Consider the following 22,096-nt stretch of genomic DNA (forward strand, 5'->3'; position numbering starts at 1 on the left):
GATCGCTCCGGATGGCGGCACCCAGCGCGATGGGGTTGCCGGCCGGTTCCAGCGTAAGTTCTTGATTCCCAACGTTGCGTGGCAGCCTAGCGCTGTCGGGGCCGCCGCTCCCCAGGCTATGGGTGGCAATTCATTTATCGAGGTGCGTAATGTCCCGCGTATGCCAAGTGTCCGGCAAGCGTGTGCAGACGGGTAACAACGTCTCCCACGCAAACAACAGAACCCGTCGTCGCTTCCTGCCCAACCTGCACGAGCGCCGTTTCTGGGTCGCCAGCGAAAACCGCTGGGTGAAGCTCCGTGTTTCCGCGCATGCATTGCGCACCATCGACAAGAACGGGATTGATGCCGTTCTGAAAGAGCTGCGTGCGCGCGGCGAAAAGGTCTGAGGAGTAAGCAGTCATGGCAAAAGGCAAGCGTGACAAGATTCGTATGATTTCCTCGGCCGCTACCGGCCACTTCTACACCACGGATAAGAACAAGAAAAACACTCCGGGGAAGATGGAAATGATGAAGTACGACCCCGTCGTGCGTAAGCACGTGATGTACAAGGAAGGCAAGATCAAGTAATCCACCGATTACGCGATCTGCATCCAAGCAAACACCCGCCGAAAGGCGGGTGTTTGCGTTTGTGGGGTGTGTTGCGGGTTTTATCGCAACCAAGGTTGTGATCCGCAAACTTCCTGGGCCAATACGCTTCGGCGAACTGCACCCTCTCTTCCTGCGGGAGAGGGGTAGGGGTGAGGGTACGGGGCAAAGCCACTCGCGGTAGTTTGAGTACCAGAGACTTTGCACGTCCCCTCATCCGCCCCTGCGGGGCACCTTCTCCCGGTGGGAGAAGGCAGCAAGACCTCGTTCTTCCGATTGAACACACCTTCCGTAGCTGGCAGTTCGAGGCGAAGCAGTCGCTGTTTCACTTCTGAAGGCGCGTGGCGACGCGTTTGACAGCGCAGGCGGCGACACCTCTCTGAGGCGCCCCTCATCCGCCCCTGCGGGGCACCTTCTCCCGGTGGGAGAAGGCAGCGAGACCTCGTTCTTACGATTGAACACACCTTCCATAGCTGGCAGTTCGAGGCGAAGCAGTCGCTGTTTCACTTCTGAAGGCGCGTGGCGACGCGTTTGACAGCGCAGGTGGCGACACCTCTCTGGGGCGCCCCTCATTCGCCCCTGCGGGAACCCTCTCCCGGTGGGAGAAGGCAGCACCGCTACATCCCACGTGCGCGCAATTGCGCGTCCAGGCGTGGATAGACGCGGCGCGCGTTGCCTTCGAACACCTTGCGCTTGTCTGCATCGGAGATCGCCAATGCGTCGATATAGCGCTTGGTGTCGTCGAAATGGTGCCCCGTCTGCGGGTCGATGCCGCGCACTGCGCCGACCATTTCCGAGCCGAACAGGATGTTGTCGATGTCGATGACCTCAAACAGCAGGTCGATCCCGGGCTGGTGATACACGCAGGTATCGAAGAACACGTTGCGCATCACGTGCGTGGACAGCGGCGGCTTGCCGAGCATGTCGGCCAGGCCGCGGAAGCGGCCCCAGTGATACGGAACGGCGCCACCGCCATGCGGGATGATGAAGCGCAACTCCGGAAAGTCGGCGAACAGATCGCCTTCCAGAAATTGCATGAACGCGGTGGTGTCGGCGTTGAGGTAGTGCGCGCCGGTGGCGTGGAAATTGGCGTTGCAACTGCCCGACACGTGCACCATGGCCGGCACATCCAGCTCGACCATTTTTTCGAAGAACGGGTACCAGGCGCGGTCGGTCAGTGGCAGGCCGGTCCAGTGGCCGCCGGACGGATCGGGATTGAGGTTGCAGCCGACAAACCCGAGCTCGGTGACGCAGCGTTCCAGCTCCTCGACCGAGTGTGCGATAGACACGCCGGGCGACTGCGGTAGCTGGCACACACCGATAAAGGTCTGCGGATACAGCTGCACCACGCGGCCGATGAGGTCGTTGCAATGCCGCGTCCACACCTGGCTCACCGCTTCGTCGCCGATGTGGTGCGCCATGGTGCTGGCACGCGGCGAAAAGATCGTCATGTCCGCACCGCGCTCGCGCAGCAGGCGCAATTGATGCTGCTCGACGCTTTCGCGCAGCTGGTCGTCGGAGATGTGCGGATACACCGGCGCTGCCAGGCTTGCGTCGTTGTAATGCGCAATCTGCGCCTTGCGAAACGCATCGTGTGCAGCGGGTGCGGTGGTGTAGTGGCCGTGGCAATCGATGATCATGGCGATGCTCGTTGAGGTGCGAATCGAAATCTGCAGATACAGTCGGGTGAAGGCATGCCGCGCGTAACAGTGGCTGCCGCTGGGCATGTGCGGCCGCCAGCCGCATGCGGTCGCTGAGTGCGTGCGCCATCGTCATCCATGACCGCATCTGCGAAACGTGTTTCGCGCGGTGCGCGGACGTCCGACCACGACACATCGGGACGTGCGTACCGCAGGTGCATCGTGACCCGTCTCAAGCTGCAGCCCAGACAGCCCAGTGCGCCCACCACGTAGAAGCGCGCCCGGCATCTGATCTGCTGCAGGTCCTGTTCCCCGTCTGCCGCGAACCCGCCTGACAGGGTCCAAGCCGGCAAGGCGTTGCCGATATGCAGCGGGAGGTTGCGCCAATGCTCGATTGGTAGCGTCGGAAACACACGCGCTTGCATGACGACGCAGACCACACCGAGCAGCGTATCGACGATCGCACGTGCGTAGTGCGCAAACCACAATCATCCTGCTCAGACCGGCCTGGTGCCGCCAACGCAACCCGATACTGGCAGTGGCACTTATGCAAACAACACCCCATCGAACAGTTTGCGTGCAGTCCTGACCACCGCAGCGCGCACCACCGCGCCATGTGCATCGCATTCGATGACGCAGCCGGTCGTGCCAGTGGGGTGCTCCACCTCCAGCGGCTGGATGCTGCCGCCCGGCAGCTGCGCCAGTGCGTGCGCCGGCGACTCCGGTAGCAGGCAGGCGGTGGCGACCGTGACCGCACCCAGCACCCCGATGGATGCATGGCAGCGGTGCGGGATAAACGAGCGCACGCTGATCGCGCCACCGTTGCGCGGTGCAGCCACCAGCATCATCTTCGGCACTGTCGCGGCGCCGACATCGCCCAACCGCATCAAGGGGCCGGCCTGCAGGCGAATGGATTCCAGCCGCGCCTTGAGAAGCTTATCGGCATCCAGCGTGGCGCGGTCTTCATACCCGCTGATCCCGACATCGCTGGCGCGCATCACCACGCACGGCATGCCGTTGTCGATCAGCGTCACCGCCACGCCATCGAGCGTGTCCACGGCGCGCCCGGTCGGCAACAGCGCGCCGCAGGAAGAACCCGCGGTCTCGGCGAATGCCAAGGCAATGGGCGCGGCCGTGCCCGGCACGCCGTCGATGCGCGCGTCGCCCGCATACGTGACCCGGCCGCCGGGCGTGCACACGGTGGCCGTTGCCAGGGTGCCGGTGTTGCGCATGAAGATGCGCACTTCGGTCTGCCCATCGTGCGTGGGCAGCAGGCCGCGCTCCAGCGCGAAGGGCGCCACGCCGGCCAGCATGTTGCCGCAATTTTGCGCATCGCTGACCTGCGCCTGTTCGACTGCCACCTGCAAGAACAAATAGTCCACATCGGCATCGCTGCGTGTGGAGCGCGACACCACCGCGACCTTGGAGGTGAGCGGGTCGGCGCCGCCCATGCCGTCGATCTGGCGCAGGTCCGGCGAGCCGTAGGCGCGCAGCAGCCATGCATCGCGTGCGCCAGTGTCGGCGGGCAAGTCGTCGGCCAGAAAAAAGCCGCCCTTGGAGGTGCCGCCGCGCATCCACATCGCGCGCACCTGCTCAGACATAGCGCAGGCCCTTGGCCGCCAGGCGCTCGCGCATGGCGTAGATATCCAGGCCCAGTTCGCCGCGCGCCAGACGTTCGCGCTTGATCAGTTCGCGCGCTTCGCGGGCCTGCGCTTCGGCCAGCACCTCGGCCGCCGCGGCGCGCGGCACCACGCACACGCCATCGTCGTCGGCCACCACCACATCGCCGGGCTGGATCAGCTGCCCGGCGCAGACCAGCGGCACGTTGACCGAGCCCAGCGTCTCCTTGATGGTGCCCTGCGCGCAGATGGCGCGGCTCCAGGCAGGGAACTGCATGGCGGTGAGGTCGCGCACGTCGCGCACGCCGGCATCGATGATCAGCCCGCGGCAGCCGCGCGCCTGCGCCGAGGTGGCGAGCAGATCGCCGAAGTAGCCGTCGCAGCAGTCGCTGGTGGGTGCCACCACCAGCACGTCGCCGGGCTGCAGCTGTTCGATGGCCACATGCATCATCCAGTTGTCGCCCGGCGGTATCGACACGGTGACGGCGGTGCCGGCGATGCGGCAGCCGGCGTAGATCGGGCGCAGCCGGTGATGCAGCAGACCGCAGCGGCCCTGCGCCTCGTGCACGGTGGCCACGCCGGCCTGTGCCAGCCCGTCAACGAGGGCGATCGGCGTGCGTGCAACCTGGGTGACGACCTGGCTCATCCATCCATCCTCGTTAGTGCTGCGCCGAGTCTGAGTGGCGAGAGTCAATCGGCTCAACATTTATTTGAGGTATGCGTATTGGTTTTGCTTATAGTTAGAGCATGCCGTCGATGCCCGAGCCCAACCTTCGTCATCTGTATGCCCTGGTCGTGGTGCACCGGCTGGGCAGCATCAGCGCGGCCGCGCCGCAGGTGAATCTGTCGCAGCCGGCCTTGACCCAGGCGGTGGCGCGCCTGGAGCAGCAACTGGGCGTGCGGCTGTTCGAGCGCCAGCCCGGAGGTATGGCGGCCACCGAGGCCACCCAGCTGGTGGTGCCGCGGATCGAGCGCGCCCTGGCGCATCTGGGCCGTGGCATCCGGGTGGCGCGACGTGCGCTGCGGCTGCCAGCGCGCCCCGGCCTGGAGCGACGGGTGTCGTTGGGCCAGCTGCAGGCGCTGGTGGCGGTGGACGTGGCGGGCAGTTATTCGCTGGCCGGGGTGCAGCTGGGCGTGTCGCAGCCGGCAGTCTACCGCGCGGTGCAGGCGCTGGCCGATGTGATCGAGGTGCCGCTGACCATGCGCCGCGGCAAGGCGATGCAGCCCACGCCGGTGGCAGAGCGGCTGTTGCGGCAGGTGCGGTTGGCGCTGGCGGAGGTGCGCGCGGCGCTCGATGAAGTGGCCGTCCTGCGCTCGCACGCTGCCGGGCGGGTGGTGGTGGGGGTGATGCCGCTGGCGCGGGCAATCCTGTTGCCCCAGGCGTTGGCGCGGTTTGCGCGTGCGCACCCGGCCGCCAGCATCAGCGTGGTCGAAGGCCCGTATGCGGAGTTGCTGGCGCATCTGCGCGAGGGCGGGCTGGACCTGCTGATCGGTGCGTTACGCGACCCGCTGCCGGTGCGCGACGTGCTGCAGGAGCCGCTGTTCGACGATGAGCCGGTGATCGTGGCGCGCAGCGGGCACCCCTTGGCCGGCAAGGCGTACGCGTTTGCGCAGCTGCTCGATTACCCATGGGTGATGGCCGCGGCGGGCACGCCGGTGCGCGAGCGCTGGGAACGCATGTTCCGCGATCGGCAGCTGGAGCCGCCGCCGCTGCGCATCGAATGCGGCGCCGAGCTGACCGTGCGCGGCCTGTTGCTGGAAGACGACTGGCTGACCCTGATGTCGCGCGACCAGTTCCTGTTCGAGCGCCGCGCCGGCCTGCTGCGCGAGATCGGCAGCGCCGGGCCGCGCTTGCGTCGGCAGATCGGCATGACCACGCGCAGCGACTGGCACCCCACGCGCGCGCAGACCGCCTTCGTGCAGACGCTGCGTCAGGTGTGCGCCGAGCGCGTGCTTCCTGCGGCGGCAGACGCCGGCCCGTTTCGCCATTGCATCCAGCCGGTGGGCACCGCGCCGTTGCGTTTGCACGCAGCCGGGTCAGAATCGGCTTCCTCATGAGAATGGAGCGCTGATGCTGCCCAACTGGTCGCAAGGCACCTGGCTGCTGGCACTGGACTGGGCGATCCGCCTGGCCGCGCTGCTATGGATTCCCAGCCGCACCACGCCCGGCGCGGCGCGCAGCTGGCTGTTGCTGATCGGCTTTGTGCCGGTGATCGGGTTGCCGCTGTATCTGTTGCTCGGCCAACCCTGGGTGTCGCGGCTGCGCGTGGAGCGGCAGGCCACCGCCTCACAGGTGATCCGCGAACAGCAACTGCCCCTGCATGCGCTGCGCTGGACGCCGCAGGCCGATACCAGCAGCGCCGAGGTGGTGCCGCTGATCGAACGACAGGGCGACTTCATGCCGACCCTGGGCAATGCGGTGGAATTGCTCGACGACTACGTACAGTCGCTGCAGGCCCTGATCGTCGCGATCGATGCGGCCGAAAAACGCGTGCACCTGTTGTACTACCTGATGTTCGACGATGCAGTGGGCGATGCGGTGGTGGCGGCGCTGCAGCGGGCAAGCGCGCGCGGCGTGCGTTGCCGCGTGCTGCTCGATGCGGTGGGCGCCAAGCGCGGCCTGCGGCGCTATCGCAAGCGCCTGCAAGCCGATGGCATCGAGGTGCTGGCCGTGCTGCCCGGTGGTCTGCGTTGGCGTCGCAGCGGGCGCATGGATCTGCGCAATCACCGCAAGATTGCGGTGGTCGACAACCAGGTGGGCTTTGTCGGCTCGCAGAACCTGGCCGACGCCGGCTTCATCGACGGCGTGCCCAATCGCGAACTGGTGGCGCGCGTGCGCGGGCCGGTGGTCAATCATCTGGAAGCGGTGTTCGCCAGCGACTGGTTCATCGAAACCGGGACGCGGCTGGATGTCTGGCCGGATGCGCCGGTGTGCGAGGCCAACATCGCCACCCAGCTGCTGCCCAGCGGGCCGGCGTATCCGTTCGAAAACGCGCGCGATGCGATCAATGCGGTGATCCATCTGGCACGACGCAAGGTGGTGCTGGTGACGCCGTACTTCGTACCGGACGAAGCCTTGCTGAGCGCCTTGCGCATCGCCGCGGTGTCGGGCGTGGATGTGCAGCTGATCCTGTCCGAGCGCAACAACCAGCGTCTGGCGGCGTGGGCACAGGATGCGTATTTCGACGAGCTGTTGCGCTGTGGCGTGAAGATTGCGCTGTACCGCCCGCATTTCCTGCATGCCAAGCACCTGAGCATGGATGAGGACATTGCGCTGGTGGGCTCGATCAATCTGGATATCCGTTCGTTCGCGCTCAACGCCGAGATCGGCATGGTGTGCTACGACCGCACTGTGGTGCAGCGGTTGCGGGACATCGAACAGGACTATCTGGCCAACGCGCGTCAGCTGGATCTGGCGCAGTGGCAGCGTCGCCCGGCCTGGCGACGCAGTCGCGAAGGGATCGCGCGGCTGGCCGATGCGTTGATGTAGCTGCCTGCGGTCAGTCCAGGCGCATCACCTGGAAGACGTTTCCCTCCGGGTCGCGGCCGTCGTACATCTGGTAAGCAAAGCCGGGGTAACGCTTGAGTTCGCCCACCGCGATGCCTGCGCTGCGCAGGTGCTCGCGATGGACGGCAAGATCGGAGGTGATCGCAAACACCAGCTTCGTGGTGGAGCCAGCCGCCGATCGCAGCGTATCGGCTCCCGGCGACGACGCCTGCTGCCGGTATCTGTCGCCCATCAGGTGCAACGCCAGCTCGATCTGGCCCGCCGCCAGGACCACCCACTGATCGGTGATCTCCTCGATGACGGCAAGCGCGAAGTGGGTCTGGTAGAAGGCCTTGACCGCAGCGACGTTGCGGACATAGAGGATGAGCCTGACCAATGCGATGGACATCCAGTGAACCTCCCGAGGCGTTTGCCGAGCGTGCGCGGCTGATCGTAAGCGCTTCCGGCGCTGGGTGCGCGGGCACCGGTCCGAGCTGGGCTGCCGCTGGCGACGCCTGCGCAGCGAGGGGCGAGCAATGGGTGCGGTGCGGCCATCGCCTACAATGCCCCGATGAACCAATTGCGTGATCCCGGCGATGCAGCGATCGCCATCGTCGGCGGTGGCGCATCCGGTGTGCTGGTGGCGCTGCAGGTGTTGCGTCAGGCCGCCACGCCGCTGCGGATCGTGCTGATCGAGCCGCATCCGGTGCTGGGCGAAGGCGTGGCGTACTCCACCGCGCGGCCCGAGCACCTGCTCAACGTTCCGGCCGCGCGCATGAGTGCGCTGGTGGATGCGCCGCATGATTTTGTCGACTACCTGCGCGCGCACGCATGTTGCCCGGGGGTGGATGACGCGCAGCTGCCGCGACAGTTCGTCGGGCGCCGGCATTACGCGCCTTATCTGCGCGATCGTTTGCAGGCCGCCGCAGCGCAGAGCCCCGCCAGTTTGACGGTGCATGCCGCGCGGGTGCAGACCTTGCAACCCACGGCGGCCGGCATGGCGCTGCAGCTGGACGATGGCCGGACGCTGCAGGCCGCCAGCGTGGTGCTGGCGGTGGGCAATGCGCTACGGCCGTTGCCGCTGCGCGGCGCCACCGGTCTGACGAACGCGCAGCGGGTGGAAGCCTGGGATACCGCAGCGGTGGCGGCATTGCCGCAGGAGGCGGTGGTGTGCATCGTCGGTTCGGGGCTGAGCATGGCCGACACGGTGGTGACGCTGGCCGTGCAGGCCCATCGCGGTGCGGTGCATGTGGTGTCGCGGCATGGGCTGTTGCCGTTGCCGCATGCGCATGGCGCCGCCGCAGACTTCGACCCGCAACCGCTGCTTGCGCTGCCGTTGCGTGCTCGCATGCGCGCGTTGCGCCAGCACGCCCGCGTGGCGCTGGCGCAGGGGCTGCCGTGGCAGAGCGTGATGGAACGCATCCGGCCGTTGAGTCAACCCTTGTGGCAGACCTTGTCGGTGGCCGATCAGCGCCGTTTCCTGCGGCATGTGGTGCGCTATTGGGATGTGCATCGGCATCGCATTGCCGCGCCGGTGCATGCGCAGTTGCAGGCGATGCAGGCGCGCGGGCAACTGCAGTTACATCGCGCGCGGCTGGATGTGGCCTTCGAGGTGGGTGCGTGCGTGCGTGTGAGCGCGGGCGCTGCCAGTGCCGGGCATGCATTGCAGCTGGATGTACAGACCCTGGTCAATGCCACGGGCGTGGAAATGCGTGTGCAGGCAATGCGTAACCCGTTGCTGCAGCAGTTGCTGGGGCAGGGCATTGCAATGGCCGGCCCGCACGGCATCGGCGTGGATACCGCTGCCGATGCCAGCCTGATCGGCGCCGACGGCCATGCCAACCCGCGCCTGCGGGTGATCGGCAGCCTGCGTATCGGTGCGCTGTGGGAGAGCCTGGCGGTGCCGGAGTTGCGCGAACAGGCAGCGGCGATTGCGCGCGATCTGTTGCTGCGGCTGTAGCGCTGATAGGCGTGTCGGGACCGGAAAAGGAGCTTTGCTGCCTTCCACGGCCGCGACATTGGCTCTTTCAGGGGCGACGGCGACGCCTAGCGCCCGGTGAGGGTGCGAGCGAAGCCTCGGATGGCTCGCCATGCGTCGTGCCCTCACCCCAACCCCTCTCCCGCAGGCGGGAGAGGGGCTCTTCTGCCACCGCGAGCATTGGCCTGCGCGCTCTTGCCGGCGGGAAAACGACCAACGTCCTGGCTTCTCTCGCAGGCGCCAGAGCACCAACGTCCTGTCCTCTCTCGCAGACGGCAGAGCAACCAACGTCCTGCCTTCTCCCGCAGGCGGCAGGGCAACCAACGTCCTGCCTTCTCTCGCAGGCGGCAGGGCAACCAACGTCCTGCCTTCTCCCGCGTGCGGGGGAAGGTGCCCGAAGGGCGGATGGGGACAGCCATCCCCAACCGCTTCATCGCAATCTCAGCCGCAGCGACGCCACAACCGGTAAAATGCGGCGGTGGATGTCTCTCATTTGCTCGATCATTTGAACCCCGCCCAGCGCGAGGCCGTTTCCGCACCGCCGGGGCATTACCTCGTGCTGGCCGGCGCCGGCTCCGGCAAGACGCGCGTGCTGATCCATCGCATCGCCTGGCTCAACGAAGTCCAGGGCGTGCCCAACCACGGCATCTTCGCGGTGACCTTCACCAACAAGGCCGCCGGCGAGATGCGCCACCGCACCGACCTGCAGCTGCGCAACGGCAGTCGCGGGATGTGGATCGGCACCTTCCATGGGCTTGCCCATCGGTTGCTGCGCCTGCACTGGCAGGACGCGCGGCTGCCGGAAGGCTTCCAGGTCATGGACAGCGACGACCAGCTGCGGCTGGTCAAGCGCGTGGTGCAGTCGCTGGAGCTGGACGAGAGCAAGTATCCGCCCAAGCAGATGAGCTGGTGGATCAACGAACAGAAGGACGAAGGCCGCCGTCCGCAGCACATCCAGCCCGAGCCCAACGACGACTGGAACGAGGTGCGCCGGCAGGTGTATGCGGCCTACCAGGAACGCTGCGACCGCTCCGGCCTGCTGGATTTCGCCGAGTTGCTGCTGCGCGCGCACGAACTGCTGCGCGACACCCCGGCCTTGCTGGCGCATTACCGTTCACGCTTCCGCGAGATCCTGGTCGACGAATTCCAGGACACCAACGCCATCCAGTACGCCTTCGTGCGCGTGCTGGCCGGCGAGACCGGGCATGTGTTCGTGGTGGGCGACGACGACCAGGCCATCTATGGCTGGCGCGGTGCCAAGGTCGAGAACGTACAGCGCTTCCTGAAGGACTTCCCCGGCGCGCAGACCGTTCGGCTGGAGCAGAACTATCGCTCCAGCGCCAATATCCTGGGCGCGGCCAATGCGGTGATCGCGCATAACCCCGACCGCATCGGCAAGCAGCTGTGGACCGATTCCGGTGACGGCGATCCGATCGATCTGTATGCGGCCTATAACGAAGTCGACGAAGCCCGCTATGTAGTCGAGCGCGCGCGCCAGTGGGTGCGCGATGGCGGCAGCTACGGTGAGGTGGCCGTGCTCTATCGCAGCAATGCGCAATCGCGCGCGCTGGAAGAAGCGCTGATTTCCGAGCAGCTGCCGTACCGTGTGTACGGTGGCATGCGCTTTTTCGAGCGCGCCGAAATCAAGGATGCGCTGGCCTACCTGCGCCTGCTCAGTAACCGCAGCGACGATGCCGCGTTCGAGCGCGCGGTCAACACGCCCACGCGCGGCATCGGCGATCGCACCCTGGACGAAGTGCGCCGCCTGGCACGCGCCAATGCATTGTCGCTATGGGAAGCGGCAATGCTGTGCACGCAGGAAAATACCCTGGCGGCGCGCGCCCGCAATGCACTGGCCACGTTCCTGAGCCTGGTTGGCCAGCTGCATGCCGAAACCGCGCAGATGGAACTGGCCGAACGCATCGACCATGTGCTGATGCGCTCGGGCTTGCGCGAGCATTGGGCCAAGGAAAGCCGCAGCGGGCTGGATTCGGAATCGCGCACCGAGAACCTGGACGAACTGGTCTCGGTGGCCTCGCGCTTCACCCGCCCGGACGATGAAGACAGCCAGGGCATGACCGAGCTGGTCGCCTTCCTCGCCTACGCCTCGCTGGAAGCCGGCGAAGGCCAGGCGCAGGCGGGCGAAGAAGGCGTGCAGCTGATGACGCTGCATTCGGCCAAGGGCCTGGAATTTCCCATCGTGTTCCTGGTCGGGCTGGAAGATGGCCTGTTCCCGAGTGCGCGCTCGCTGGAAGAAAGCGGCCGGCTGGAAGAAGAGCGTCGCCTCGCGTACGTGGGCATCACCCGCGCGCGGCAGAAACTGGTGCTGTGCTACGCCGAATCGCGGCGCATCCACGGCCAGGACAACTACAACGTGCCCTCGCGCTTCCTGCGCGAAATTCCGCGCGACCTGCTGCATGAGGTGCGCCCGAAGGTGCAGGTCTCGCGCACCGCCTCGCTGGGCGCGGCACGCGGCGGCCCGGTGCACGGCGTGGTCGAAGCCGCACCGATCAAGCTCGGCGCCAATGTCGAACATCCCACCTTCGGCGGCGGTGTGGTCGTGGACTATGAGGGCGCCGGTGCACATGCGCGCGTGCAGGTGCAGTTCGACGAAGTCGGCGCCAAGTGGCTGGTGATGGCGTACGCCAATCTGACGGTGGTGTAGCGACGCAGCTGATGGCCGCGCCACCAGGCGCAGAGACGATGGACAGGACCTCGGCCGATTCCTTCTCCGCAAGCGGGAGCTCGCAGATTCTTCTCCGCAAGCGGGAACGTGCCGATTCCTTCTCCCGCAAGCGGGAGAAGGTGGCGCGCAGCGCCGGATGAGGGCCCTCATAATGGGTCGCCCCCATCCGCCCCGCAGGCACCTTCCCCCGCATACGGGGAAGGCCGTCATGCCGCTGCCGAGGTTAGCGAGTTGCGACGTGTGCGCGACCAACCAGCAACAGGATCGACTCAGCGACATCGCCGCGCTCCAGGCCATTGGTGCACCGCCTGATGCATTCGTCGTCTCATCCGTGACACCCTGCGACGAATTGAATACGCAAGGGAGCGCAGCCGCATGCGCACGGAAAAACAGAAAATGCTGGCCGGTGAGCTCTACAACGCTGCCGATGTAGAGCTACAGGCCGATCAGGCCGCTGCCGCCGACTGGATGGCGCGGTATAACGCGACCCTCGCGCAGCCGCCCGCACAGCGACACGCGCTGCTGGTCGAGCGACTGGCTGCAGTTGGCGAAGGCGCGGTGATTCGCCCGCCCTTCCATTGCGACTACGGCTACAACATCCGTCTGGGCGCGGGCGTGTTTCTCAACTTCAACTGCGTGATTCTGGATATCTGCGAAGTCAGCATCGGCGAGGGCACACAGGTGGGGCCGGCGGTGCAGTTCTATGCCGCCGATCATCCGCGCGATGCGGCCGGCCGCGCCAGCGGGCTGGAGTTTGGCCGCCCCATTCACGTGGGACGCAACGTGTGGATCGGCGGCGGTGCGATCATCCTGCCGGGCGTGAGTATCGGCGACGATGCGCTGATCGGCGCCGGTGCGGTGGTCACCCGCGATGTGCCGGCCGGTGCGACCGCGCTGGGCAATCCCGCTCGCGTGCGGACCCAACGCAACGATCCCGACGCAGCACCGACCGACTGAGCGCGCGCGATGTCGGCAACGCATTGATCCGCATCAAGGCCTGCGCGGCGGTGTCCGGGCAGGCTGTCATCGTCGGCGATGCCGCCGGCCACTCCGGGAGGTCACCATGTACAAACGTATCCTGATCGCCATCGACGCCTCCGAGCTGTCGCATCGCGGGTTGTTCCAGGGCCTGGAACTGGCCAAGACGACCGGTGCCAAGGTGGATATCGTCACCGTGTCCGAGCCGTGGGCGATGGGCATGTATGACGCGATGGGCTGGAGCGTGGGGTACGAAACCAGTCCCGAGTACCGCAAGGAACGTGAAGCGGCTGCCGAAAAGATCCTGCGCCCGGCGCTGGAACTGGCCGCTGCCGCCAATCTGAAAGCGGCCTCGCACCATGTGCTGGACCGCTTTGCCGCCGAAGGCATCGTGCAAACCGCCGATGAATGCAACAGCGATCTGATCGTCATGACCTCGCATGGCCGTCGCGGGGTGCGCCGCATGCTACTCGGCAGCCAGACCGTGGAAGTGCTCACGCACAGTGCGATTCCGGTGTTGGTGATCCGCTGAGCGCGGCAGGCAGGCAGGCAGAGCGTGCGGCCACAGGTGCGCTGCGGCGTTGTCGGCAGCAACGCCAGCGCGCCGACATGCACGTGTGCATCGCGTCCCCGAGCACTGCACGCGACCATGCCAACGTGCAGTTGCCACGGATTGTCAGCGCTCGGCGCACTCCAGCCCCCCGCGTTGCGCGCGTGGCGGGTGACCGAGACGCCGCAGCGATTCGGTCGGCACCAGCGGCGCGAGATGCACCGGCAATGTGCCCAGCCTGACCGGTGCGTGATCGCGTTGCGCATCCTGGCCGAGCTCGCGCATGAAGCGCTCCATGGGCACCGAGTGCGCGCGACGCGGTACCTGCGTCTGCAGCGCCGCGCGGCAGTGGCGGCGCCAGTGCATCGGCGGCATGCCGAAGCGCTGTTGAAAGCAGCGTTGAAACTGCCGCTCCGACGCGAATCCCGTTTCGTACAGCAGCCAAGTCAGGCTGCACTGCGGGTAGGCCTGCAGATAGCGGTACGCGGCGCACAGGCGCTGCTCGCGGAGATAGCTGGCCACGCCGCCGCGCGACTGGAACAAGCGGTACAACGACGCGCGCGATAGGGAGAATGCGCGCAGCAGGGACGCGGTGCCCAACTCTGTTTCGCCGATGTGCTGCTGGATGTACGACAGCAAATCGATCATCAGCTGCGTGTGCGTCTCACCGGTTGAGGAGCGCGGTTGCGCAACGATAGCGCTGTAGTCGGTCATGCTCATGTGCTGCCGCCTGCGGCCCACGTCTCGGGGCCTGTCCCACGATCAACCGGGAAAAGCGGGTCAAACCCATCACGGCTCCTGTACCAACTCTGCGCTCCATCACACATCGGGCGATTGAGACGATTGGTCGGGTGGTCCAGCGGGGCGTCTCTACACTTCATCGCAGTTTTGAGGAAGCGTCATCGCACCGTCTGCTACCTCTGTCCTTATGTGCGGTTGGCGCGGATTGGCCGACCTCGCACGTGGCTGCCGGCCACCAAGCCGGCAGCATCCAATGTCATCAGCAAGCGGGCAGAGCCGTGCACCCGGGTAACTGGCAATCCGAAATTGGACGCCGGGTGTGGTGGACCCTCAGAAGTTCATCGCCTGCAAGCGGAACCGGGCAAGGGACTCAAGCGCGAAAAGAGCGCGAGCTGTATCAGAGGCAGATAGTCAAGAAGATCGACGAATAGCAAGACGGACGAACCGTTGGGGAGCTGTGGGGTTGCCCGATCGGCGATGCGTCCGTCTACCAGCATCTGGCAGAGGCAGACCTGTTTAACGGCATGCGCAGGTGACGGCTACTGCGCGTGCGCCTTCCATCACCCAAGCACCAACGGCTGCACGATCGGGTGTCCATGGCTATACCGCCGCATGGATGCAGTGACAGTAGGCGGTATCCAACCAGGAGAAAGAAATGGCAATTTCAGTCGGAATCAATGCCGGGCCAGCTGCGAGTTCATCGAGTGTCGTCGCGACCGGAACCATCCAGCACGTGATCAGCGATGCCGAGAGAACCGCATTCAATATTCAGGATGCTGCATTGAAGAGCGCCATTGCCACGTACTTCGGCGAGGCTCCCGACGACGCCTACGTCTGCAGCCCAACCCCGTGGGGTGATCTCTATCAAACCTACGGCTGGCCGCAGGTGCAGACGCTGTTCTCCGTCGTCAGCGCTACGGTGCTTGGGGTCACCTCGGAGCCGGCGGTAGTCGCTTCCCAGATATTCGAGAACTTCAGCAGTGTGCCTGCGGACTTTAATTGTGGGATCACCCAGGAAGTGAGCGTCACCACCGAAAGCAACTGGTCCGAAACATCCACGGTTGAGGTTGGTCAGACGATTTCGTACGACATCAGTTTCCTGGGCTCCGGCGCGGGCGGGGAAACCTCGCTCAGTTACAGCCAGAGCTGGGAGAAAGGCGGCTCGGAGAGCCAAAGCGTGACGTTGGGGACAAGCTCGGGTATCACCGTGACATTGCAGCCAAACCAATCCGTCGAAGCAGAGCTCACCGCAAGCAGAGGGAAGCTGACTGTACAGATCGTCTACCAGCTGACCCTGTCTGGATATACGGCCATCAACTATGGCGACACCTACAAGGATCACCATTTCTGGGCTTTGGACATCAATGCTGTCATGGCAGCGGCAGGTTCTCCAACCTCGATCACCACCACAGAAACGATCGAGATCGATTTCTATGCCAACTCGAAGATCGTGCTCAAGGATCCAAGTGGTAAATCGCTCACTTCTTTCGTCGTGGGTCCACTGCATCCCTGACATGAGGTGAGCCAGGGTCGCCTTGGTGCGGGTTAGACACACACACTGACCCGCAGTCATCCAGCCTTGGAAAAAGTGCGCTGGCGAACCGGATGCAGGAGACATCCTTGTGCATCGTGAGATCCGACCATGGCGCAATGTCCATCTCGGACCATGACCGAGCGCCAATCCAGCGGGTCGAATGCTTTGGTCCTGATCGACTTCAGACGAGGCCAGCCACCGACCAACGAGCAACACGACCACGGCGTAACGATCGGGCGGATGCACCGGCGCCTGGGATGGCATGCACCACGCTTGCACTGCGGTTGCACGCGCGCCATCCGCATGCGCCGGCAGGACTGTCGACCACATGTTGTCAGTGACTTTGAACCGTTACGTATTCTGTCTCGCACCCGGCGGCCAATGCGGGATACTGCGCTCCTACGCAGGCGAGATGGGCCGGATGTCCGAGTTGCCGATCACCGAGTTGTTGCAGGCCTGGCAGCGCGAAGAACCCGGGGCGGCCGATGCATTGGCCCGGCAGGTGTATAACGAGGACATGAACCCCGCTAGTCGCCCCCTGGCCGCTCAACCCTGCTGACTGCGCTCAAACACCATCAGGCTCTCTCCGGCAATCACTCTCAATGTCGCCACACGACGATCGCTGCCTCGATCGAACTGAAGCTGTAGGGTTGCGGCAGGGAGGGATGCCTCGGCGACCACAAAGCGATGACTGGTGACCGGCTTCAGCGAGCGACGCTTATTCCTGACGTTCAACTCCAACTCCCCGCTCTTGTACGAGATCACGATGTCATCGTCGAAAAGGATCATATCCAGCGCGCCGGTAAGCAATGGCTGCTGATTGGGCTGACGCACATAGCGGCCTTCGTACTGCTGCATCACAGGCGTGATATCGACCTTGCTGACTTGCACCGACCAATCGCCAGGCCAGTGGAGCGAATCGGACACCGCATTGCGGATTTCGTTGTGCAGCAGGTCGCCATTTTCGCCGTTGGTCAGCACGATCAGCCCGTCGCCGCTTTCCAGATGTCCTTCGAGATAGGCCTTGTAACTGTCGTTGGCTCCGGCGTGGTGGAACATGCGCGATTGCCCTAGCCCGGCAAGGCGTGGCCCGAGTCCGTGGATGCTGGGGGACACCTCGGTCATCATGTCGATCGCCAGCTCCTGCGGCAGCCACCCGTCGCCGCGTCGATAGGAGTCGCCTAATGCGATGACGAAGTGACCCAACTCCCTGGCGCAGGTCCAGAAGCCTGAGGCGGCCAGCTCCGGAAAACTTTGCCATCCACGCGGAAGCGCCACCGGCGCGCCAGCGTCATCGTGTGCGTGTGCCACATCGCGGGTATCGGCTGGGAGGCTGGCTGCGAACCGGCTTCTGCGCATTCCCAACGGACCAAGCAGATACTCGCTGGCAATCGCAGGCAACGGCTTGCCGACCGCGTCTTCGATCACTGCCTGGGCAATCATGTAACCACCGCCGGAGTAACGTGCACGGGTGCCGGCGATATCGATGCGCTGCAATGGCGCGTTGACGGCAGGCGAGGTTCCGGTGAGCGTCTGTACCAGCGTGGGCAGCGCAGCACCCGGATCGAAATCCTGGAAGCCATGCACGTTGAAACCTGCGGTATGCGAGAGCAGCATGCGTAGGCAAATCTTTCCGGAATCGCCATCCAGACCCGGTGGGATCTTCCAACGGCGTAGCCAGGTGCCGACGTCTTTCTCCAGATCCACGATGCCCAGGGCTGCCAGCTTCACGCATAGCGCGGCGGTCACCACTTTGCTGACCGACCCAACCGAGAACAAAGTGTCTTCGCCGATCGGCCAATGACGCCCTGCTTGTTTCGATCCGATGCAGGTGCTGCTGTGAATCCGACCATCGCGCAGGATGGCAACCGCCACGCCCGGAACGTGATGGTGCTGCATGCGCGCCTGCAAGGACCAGCGTTCTTGGCCGCTGTGGACGGTCGGCCGCAGCAATGTTTGGAAGCTCGTATCCGGGATTGCCGCGCGGGCATGGCCGGCTATCGGCAGCGACAACAGCGGCAGGGTCAGCCCGCCAACCAGCAGCTCACGACGATGGAGTATAGGCATGACGCGTCTGGAGTTTTCTGCAAGTCTCTGCGCTAGTGTGCCTGAGCATGAACCGAATCGGTATAGCGCGAAGTGGCGATCGACACGCGTGGGAGCGGCGCGTTGGGACATTGCGATGTGGTGCTGCGTCTTGAGACGCGGCTAACAGCACGTGGGTTACCGATTGAAGCGGCAGGGGGAGTTTTCATCTGCCAGAGTCGGACCTGGCTGCCAGCGGATCGCCCTCCGATGCTGGCGCCGTGCGCGCCGGGGCCGGCGCGGCGCACCGCCAGCCATCTAAACCGTTACGTATTCTGTCTCGCACCCGGCGGCCAATGCGGGATACTGCGCTCCTACGCAGGCGAGATGGGCCGGATGTCCGAGTTGCCGATCACCGAGTTGTTGCAGGCCTGGCAGCGCGAAGAACCCGGCGCAGCCGATGCATTGGCCCGGCAGGTGTATGAGGTGCTGCGCGAGACGGCCATGCGCGAGTTGCGGCGCGATGCGCGCGCGGGCCTGCAAGCGGCCGAGCTGGTGCATGAGGCGTGGATGCGTCTGGAGCAGGGGCAGCAGGCGTTTCGCTCGCGGACCCATTTCTATGCGGTGGCGGCGTTGCAGATGCGCCATCTGTTGGTGGATCTGGCGCGCCAGCAGGCCAGTGCCAAGCGGCTTGGGCAAGCGGTGACCTTGACGGTCAGCCTGTCCGACGGCGCGCCAAGGCCGGAAGCATTGATGGTGGTGGCCGATGCCTTCGACAAGCTGGCGCGTGTGGACGAGCGCAAGGCCAGAGCCTTCGCGTTGACGGAGCTGGTGGGATTCAGTGTGGCCGAGGCAGCCGAGCAACTGGAGGTCTCGGTGCCGACGCTGGAGCGCGATCTGCGCTTTGCACGGGTATGGCTGGCGGCGCAGCTGTGAGCGTGGGCGCCACCGCCTGGCAGCGGCTGGAGGCGTTGTTTCACCAGGCATGCCAGCAACCGGTCGAGGCGCGCGAGGCCTTTGCGCATGCCCAGGCCGGCGATGATGCGGTGCTGCGCGACGAGTTGCTCGCGATGTTGGCGGTCGAATCGCAGGCCACGTTGCGGGTATGCGCGCCGCTGAAACAGGCGGTTGCGGCATTGCGCGCGCCATTGCCGGAACTGCCGGCCGGTACGCGTTTTGGCGCATGGGCAATCGATCGCCTGATCGGCGCCGGTGGCATGGGGCAGGTGTATCTGGGCCATCGCGCCGACGGTGCCTACGAGCGCGAGGTGGCGATCAAGCTGGTCGCTGCCGACGTCCTGGATGTGCAACGGCGCGCGTTGTTCGAGTTCGAATGCCGCTTGCTGGCGCAGATGGTGCATCCGGCGATCGCGCAGATTCACGACGTAGGCACCGATGCGCACGGCCGCCCGTATCTGGTGATGGAGTACCTGCGTGGCGATCCGATCACCTGGTGGTGCGATGCGCATCTGCTGTCGTTGCGCGCACGTGCCTTGCTGATGCTGCGGGTGGGCGAGGCGGTGCAGCACGCGCATCAGAAGGGCGTGATCCACCGCGATCTCAAGCCGAGCAATGTGCTGGTCAGCGCCATCGACGGGCGGCCGATGCCGGGCGTGATCGATTTCGGCATCGCGATCGATGCGTCCAACCCCGGCGTGACCTCGGCACATGGCCGTGGGACGCCCGGCTACATGAGCCCGGAACAGGCACGTGGTGCGCAGGATGTGGATGCGCGCAGCGATATCTATGCGCTGGGTGCCATGTTCTACGAACTCAGCTGCGGGTTGGTGCCGGTTGCCGGGGGCGACGGTTTTCCGCAGCCGCCGTCGCAGCGGCTGGCGGCGGTGCCGGCCGATGCGCGCGCGCGTATCTGCGCAGCCCGCACGACCACGCACCACGCGCTGCGCGAACACCTGCGTGGCGGCCTGGATGCGATCGTGCTGCACGCGCTGGCGCCGGAACCCGGCGCGCGCTACGCATCGGTATCGGCCTTGATGGACGATCTGCACCGGTGGCTCGACGGGTATCCGCCACGTGCGTTGCAGGCGGGACGGTGGTTGCGGTTACGCAAATTCACCCAGCGCCATCGCACTGGCGTCGTGGCCGGTGGGCTGATGTCGGTGGCGCTGGTCGCCGGTTTGTGCGCCACGCTGTGGTCGCTGCATCAGGCCGCGCGCGATGCGCAGCGCGCGCAGGTGACCGGCGATTTCATGAGTTCGGTGCTGTCCAGCGTAGACCCTGCCATCGCGCAGGGACTGGACAAGACGCTGATGCAACGCGTGCTGCATCAAGCCTCGCAGCGTGCCGCAAGTGAGCTGGCAACCCAGCCGGATGCACGGATGCAGGTCGAGCTCACGCTGGGTCGCAGTTTGATCGCAATGTCCGATTACTCGCATGCAGTGACGCACCTGCGCACGGCGCTGGCACTCGCGCAGCCGCAAGCGGGCGAGGTCAGCCTGCCGATGCTGGAAGCCACTTCCATGCTCGGCCAGGCGCTCAGTGGCGCAGGCAACTCGCATGAGGCCGAGCGCGTGCTGCGCGATGGCATCGGGCAGGCGGCAGGCGGCACTGTCCAGCAGCAGGCAATGGGCAACGCCATGCGTGCCAGGCTGGCATGGGTGCTGCGCGACCAAGGCCGCATGACCGAGGCATTGGCGCAGGGCCGGCACGCGTATGTAGCGGCATTGGCCAACGCTGCGACCACGGCAGATCAACGTGTCGATGCCGGTCATGTCTATGCCGGCATGTTGGCCGATACCGGGCAGCTGTTGCCGGCAATCACCTTGCAGCGTGGCCTGCTGCGCGAGCGCATCGCCTTGCGTGGGCCAGAGCATCCGTTGACGTTGGCCATGCGCAACAGCCTTGCGGTCTTTCTGCTCAGGCAGCGCAACTTTTCCGCTGCCGAAGCGGAACTTGCACCGTTGCTGGGCGTGATGCGCACCTTGTACGGCGAGCACGCCGCCGACACCTTGATGGTGCAAGCCAATCTGGCCGATGCATTGCGGCAGCAGGGCAAACTGGCCGAAGCCGGCGCGCATTACCGCGCGGCGATGGAGCGTGCACGCGCTGCATTCGGCAGCGATGCGCCGGCCACCATCGCTTATCGCAGTAATCACGCGTTCTGGTTATTGGACGACGGCCAAGTAGAGGCCGCACTGGACGAACAACGTGCTGCACTTGCGGCATCGTTGCGTGGCCTCGGGCGTGCACATCCACAAACCGCCGAGATCCTGCGTGGCATGTCCGAGGCCGAACGCCGGCTTGGCCAGACCGTCGCCGCGCGCGATCACGCCCGGCAGGCGCTACAGATTCTGACCGGCATCTTTGGCGACGCAGAAGAGCCGCTGCGCGCCGCGCGCCAGACCCTGGCCCTGATCGAGCCGATCAAGACGCTGCCAGCGGGCGCTCCCGCCGGTACGCAGACCGCCGCCGCCGTCGTGCAACGCTGAGACGTATGGGCTGGGGGGGGGGCAGCTCGCGCGTGGATAGTGCCGCCTGCCGACAACGTCGGGAGCGTATCGCTGCACTCCGCAGTGCGCTTTGCCGACCTGCAATCTGCGTGATGGTCGCTGGCGTGGTGGCGCAGGTGGGGATCTGAAACGTCGCTGCGTTGCCTTGCTGCTGCCGGTGATCCTGGCAGCATCGCCGACGACAACGGAGCCATCCGACAGGGAAGCGCAGGGAGTCCTCAGTTGGACCTGGCCATGCCAATGCCGGTTTGCGCTGGGTCAGGCGACTGCCTGCTTGTACCGACATGCTGCCCATCCCGTCCGTGGCCTATCCGACGGTCGCGCCAACGGGTTCATCAATGGCGACGCTGGCGGCATGGCCTCACCGCCGCCGCAGTGCGGCGGTTGCCCCGAAGAGCGACAGCAGCGGCGCAACCTGCGCTGCTGCATACCGAACCCATCGGCTGAAGCGTCGGCGCGCTCGCGCTTTCCGCTCTGCCACTCCCACATCACCAGCTATACAGCTTCCAATACACCTTGTTGACCTTGTCCTTCTCGGCATCGGTATGCCCGTCATGGTCGCGGTCGTACAGGAAGTAGGGCGCCCCGCGTGTGGGCGTGACACGCACCATTTCCAGCTGGCCGTTGACGCGGTATTCGTCGATCTTGTCGCCGTTGCCCATGGTCTTGGTGGTCACATCCGCACCGGCCGGTACATCGCCGCCGGCACTTGCCCCGCCGGTGGCGCAGCCGCCGAGCAGCAGTAACGGCAGCAGCAAAAGACTCGCTCTGATCATCGTGGTCATCCGTTCTAGGTCGTCGGC

The 22,096-nt window shown here is 65.5% G+C and carries 17 protein-coding genes and 2 pseudogenes; 12 read left to right on the top strand and 7 right to left on the bottom strand.

Annotated elements, in window-relative coordinates; all coding sequences use genetic code 11:
- Positions 1-149: 149 nt before the first annotated feature.
- Positions 150-386: a 50S ribosomal protein L28 gene (gene rpmB, locus GGR61_RS06180; protein ID WP_002809459.1), complete on the top strand. Its 237-nt coding sequence runs from the start codon at positions 150-152 to the stop codon at positions 384-386.
- Positions 387-399: 13 nt separating this feature from the next.
- Positions 400-567 (top strand): 50S ribosomal protein L33, encoded by a 168-nt coding sequence (rpmG, locus tag GGR61_RS06185; RefSeq protein ID WP_002809462.1) that lies wholly within the window; start codon positions 400-402, stop codon positions 565-567.
- Positions 568-1,202: 635 nt separating this feature from the next.
- Here rpmG and GGR61_RS06190 read toward each other — a convergent pair.
- The 3 genes from GGR61_RS06190 to GGR61_RS06200 all read right to left on the bottom strand — a co-directional run bounded on the left by GGR61_RS06190 (position 1,203) and on the right by GGR61_RS06200 (position 4,490).
- Entirely contained in the window at positions 1,203-2,225 is a 1,023-nt protein-coding gene (locus GGR61_RS06190) for an amidohydrolase family protein (RefSeq protein ID WP_184620810.1), read from the bottom strand.
- A gap of 545 nt (positions 2,226-2,770) precedes the next feature.
- Entirely contained in the window at positions 2,771-3,826 is a 1,056-nt protein-coding gene (locus GGR61_RS06195) for a 4-oxalomesaconate tautomerase (RefSeq protein ID WP_184620811.1), read from the bottom strand.
- On the bottom strand, positions 3,819-4,490 hold the full coding sequence (locus tag GGR61_RS06200) for a 4-carboxy-4-hydroxy-2-oxoadipate aldolase/oxaloacetate decarboxylase (protein ID WP_184406508.1): 672 nt from the start codon (positions 4,488-4,490) through the stop codon (positions 3,819-3,821). Before GGR61_RS06200 ends, GGR61_RS06195 begins: the two co-directional genes overlap by 8 nt.
- Before the next feature lie 101 nt (positions 4,491-4,591).
- Between GGR61_RS06200 and GGR61_RS06205 the strand changes: the two genes are divergently transcribed.
- The gene (locus GGR61_RS06205; RefSeq protein WP_184406507.1) at positions 4,592-5,902 is read left to right on the top strand and encodes a LysR family transcriptional regulator; all 1,311 of its coding nucleotides are present in this window, start codon (positions 4,592-4,594) and stop codon (positions 5,900-5,902) included.
- A gap of 13 nt (positions 5,903-5,915) precedes the next feature.
- Entirely contained in the window at positions 5,916-7,334 is a 1,419-nt protein-coding gene (gene cls, locus GGR61_RS06210) for a cardiolipin synthase (RefSeq protein ID WP_184406506.1), read from the top strand.
- Between the two features lie 10 nt (positions 7,335-7,344).
- Here the strand turns inward: cls and GGR61_RS06215 are convergent, their stop codons facing one another.
- A complete protein-coding gene (locus GGR61_RS06215; RefSeq protein WP_184620812.1) occupies positions 7,345-7,740 on the bottom strand; it encodes a VOC family protein in 396 nt (131 codons plus the stop codon).
- Between the two features lie 162 nt (positions 7,741-7,902).
- Here GGR61_RS06215 and GGR61_RS06220 point away from each other — a divergent pair, with 162 nt between their 5' ends.
- The 4 genes from GGR61_RS06220 to GGR61_RS06235 all read left to right on the top strand — a co-directional run bounded on the left by GGR61_RS06220 (position 7,903) and on the right by GGR61_RS06235 (position 13,505).
- The gene (locus tag GGR61_RS06220) at positions 7,903-9,291 is read left to right on the top strand and encodes an FAD/NAD(P)-binding protein (protein ID WP_184620813.1); all 1,389 of its coding nucleotides are present in this window, start codon (positions 7,903-7,905) and stop codon (positions 9,289-9,291) included.
- Positions 9,292-9,787: 496 nt separating this feature from the next.
- A complete protein-coding gene (gene uvrD, locus GGR61_RS06225) occupies positions 9,788-11,974 on the top strand; it encodes a DNA helicase II (RefSeq protein WP_184620814.1) in 2,187 nt (728 codons plus the stop codon).
- A 396-nt stretch (positions 11,975-12,370) separates the two neighbouring features.
- Entirely contained in the window at positions 12,371-12,952 is a 582-nt protein-coding gene (locus GGR61_RS06230) for a sugar O-acetyltransferase (RefSeq protein WP_184620815.1), read from the top strand.
- Positions 12,953-13,058: 106 nt separating this feature from the next.
- Positions 13,059-13,505 carry a universal stress protein gene (locus GGR61_RS06235; RefSeq protein ID WP_184620816.1) on the top strand — a complete coding sequence of 149 codons (447 nt, stop codon included), beginning with the start codon at positions 13,059-13,061 and terminating at the stop codon, positions 13,503-13,505.
- Positions 13,506-13,649: 144 nt separating this feature from the next.
- Here GGR61_RS06235 and tagK read toward each other — a convergent pair.
- Positions 13,650-14,350, bottom strand: a pseudogene (tagK, locus tag GGR61_RS06240) (transcriptional regulator TagK).
- 569 nt (positions 14,351-14,919) lie between these two features.
- Here tagK and GGR61_RS06245 point away from each other — a divergent pair.
- Positions 14,920-15,777: a follicular epithelium yolk protein subunit gene (locus tag GGR61_RS06245; RefSeq protein ID WP_184620818.1), complete on the top strand. Its 858-nt coding sequence runs from the start codon at positions 14,920-14,922 to the stop codon at positions 15,775-15,777.
- A 442-nt stretch (positions 15,778-16,219) separates the two neighbouring features.
- Positions 16,220-16,309 (top strand): annotated as a pseudogene (locus GGR61_RS06250) (RNA polymerase subunit sigma-70); the annotation flags it as partial.
- A 35-nt stretch (positions 16,310-16,344) separates the two neighbouring features.
- On the opposite strand, the gene GGR61_RS06255 reads toward GGR61_RS06250, so the two are convergent.
- Entirely contained in the window at positions 16,345-17,976 is a 1,632-nt protein-coding gene (locus tag GGR61_RS06255) for a serine hydrolase domain-containing protein (RefSeq protein WP_184620819.1), read from the bottom strand.
- Positions 17,977-18,219: 243 nt separating this feature from the next.
- Between GGR61_RS06255 and ecfK the strand changes: the two genes are divergently transcribed.
- Positions 18,220-18,759 (top strand): ECF-type sigma factor EcfK, encoded by a 540-nt coding sequence (gene ecfK / locus GGR61_RS06260; RefSeq protein WP_184620820.1) that lies wholly within the window; start codon positions 18,220-18,222, stop codon positions 18,757-18,759.
- Complete coding sequence (locus GGR61_RS06265) at positions 18,738-21,272, top strand: serine/threonine-protein kinase (protein ID WP_184620821.1); 2,535 nt, start codon at positions 18,738-18,740, stop codon at positions 21,270-21,272. The genes ecfK and GGR61_RS06265 overlap by 22 nt, the downstream gene beginning before the upstream one ends.
- A gap of 509 nt (positions 21,273-21,781) precedes the next feature.
- On the opposite strand, the gene GGR61_RS06270 is transcribed toward GGR61_RS06265, so the two are convergent.
- A complete protein-coding gene (locus tag GGR61_RS06270; protein WP_184620822.1) occupies positions 21,782-22,069 on the bottom strand; it encodes a DUF2782 domain-containing protein in 288 nt (95 codons plus the stop codon).
- Between the last annotated feature and the right edge of the window lie 27 nt (positions 22,070-22,096).

The organism is Xanthomonas sp. 3058 (assembly GCF_014199765.1).
Classification (GTDB): Bacteria; Pseudomonadota; Gammaproteobacteria; order Xanthomonadales; family Xanthomonadaceae; genus Xanthomonas; species Xanthomonas campestris_B.

What these genes read in the sequence shown, in the direction of transcription:
- rpmB (WP_002809459.1), top strand. Translation starts at nt 150, where the DNA reads ATGTCCCGCGTATGCCAAGTGTCCGGCAAGCGTGTGCAGACGGGTAAC.
- rpmG (WP_002809462.1), top strand. Translation starts at nt 400, where the DNA reads ATGGCAAAAGGCAAGCGTGACAAGATTCGTATGATTTCCTCGGCCGCT.
- GGR61_RS06190 (WP_184620810.1), bottom strand. Translation starts at nt 2,225, where the DNA reads ATGATCATCGATTGCCACGGCCACTACACCACCGCACCCGCTGCACAC.
- GGR61_RS06195 (WP_184620811.1), bottom strand. Translation starts at nt 3,826, where the DNA reads ATGTCTGAGCAGGTGCGCGCGATGTGGATGCGCGGCGGCACCTCCAAG.
- GGR61_RS06200 (WP_184406508.1), bottom strand. Translation starts at nt 4,490, where the DNA reads ATGAGCCAGGTCGTCACCCAGGTTGCACGCACGCCGATCGCCCTCGTT.
- GGR61_RS06205 (WP_184406507.1), top strand. Translation starts at nt 4,592, where the DNA reads ATGCCGTCGATGCCCGAGCCCAACCTTCGTCATCTGTATGCCCTGGTC.
- cls (WP_184406506.1), top strand. Translation starts at nt 5,916, where the DNA reads ATGCTGCCCAACTGGTCGCAAGGCACCTGGCTGCTGGCACTGGACTGG.
- GGR61_RS06215 (WP_184620812.1), bottom strand. Translation starts at nt 7,740, where the DNA reads ATGTCCATCGCATTGGTCAGGCTCATCCTCTATGTCCGCAACGTCGCT.
- GGR61_RS06220 (WP_184620813.1), top strand. Translation starts at nt 7,903, where the DNA reads ATGAACCAATTGCGTGATCCCGGCGATGCAGCGATCGCCATCGTCGGC.
- GGR61_RS06230 (WP_184620815.1), top strand. Translation starts at nt 12,371, where the DNA reads ATGCGCACGGAAAAACAGAAAATGCTGGCCGGTGAGCTCTACAACGCT.
- GGR61_RS06235 (WP_184620816.1), top strand. Translation starts at nt 13,059, where the DNA reads ATGTACAAACGTATCCTGATCGCCATCGACGCCTCCGAGCTGTCGCAT.
- GGR61_RS06245 (WP_184620818.1), top strand. Translation starts at nt 14,920, where the DNA reads ATGGCAATTTCAGTCGGAATCAATGCCGGGCCAGCTGCGAGTTCATCG.
- GGR61_RS06255 (WP_184620819.1), bottom strand. Translation starts at nt 17,976, where the DNA reads ATGTCCCAACGCGCCGCTCCCACGCGTGTCGATCGCCACTTCGCGCTA.
- ecfK (WP_184620820.1), top strand. Translation starts at nt 18,220, where the DNA reads ATGTCCGAGTTGCCGATCACCGAGTTGTTGCAGGCCTGGCAGCGCGAA.
- GGR61_RS06265 (WP_184620821.1), top strand. Translation starts at nt 18,738, where the DNA reads ATGGCTGGCGGCGCAGCTGTGAGCGTGGGCGCCACCGCCTGGCAGCGG.
- GGR61_RS06270 (WP_184620822.1), bottom strand. Translation starts at nt 22,069, where the DNA reads ATGATCAGAGCGAGTCTTTTGCTGCTGCCGTTACTGCTGCTCGGCGGC.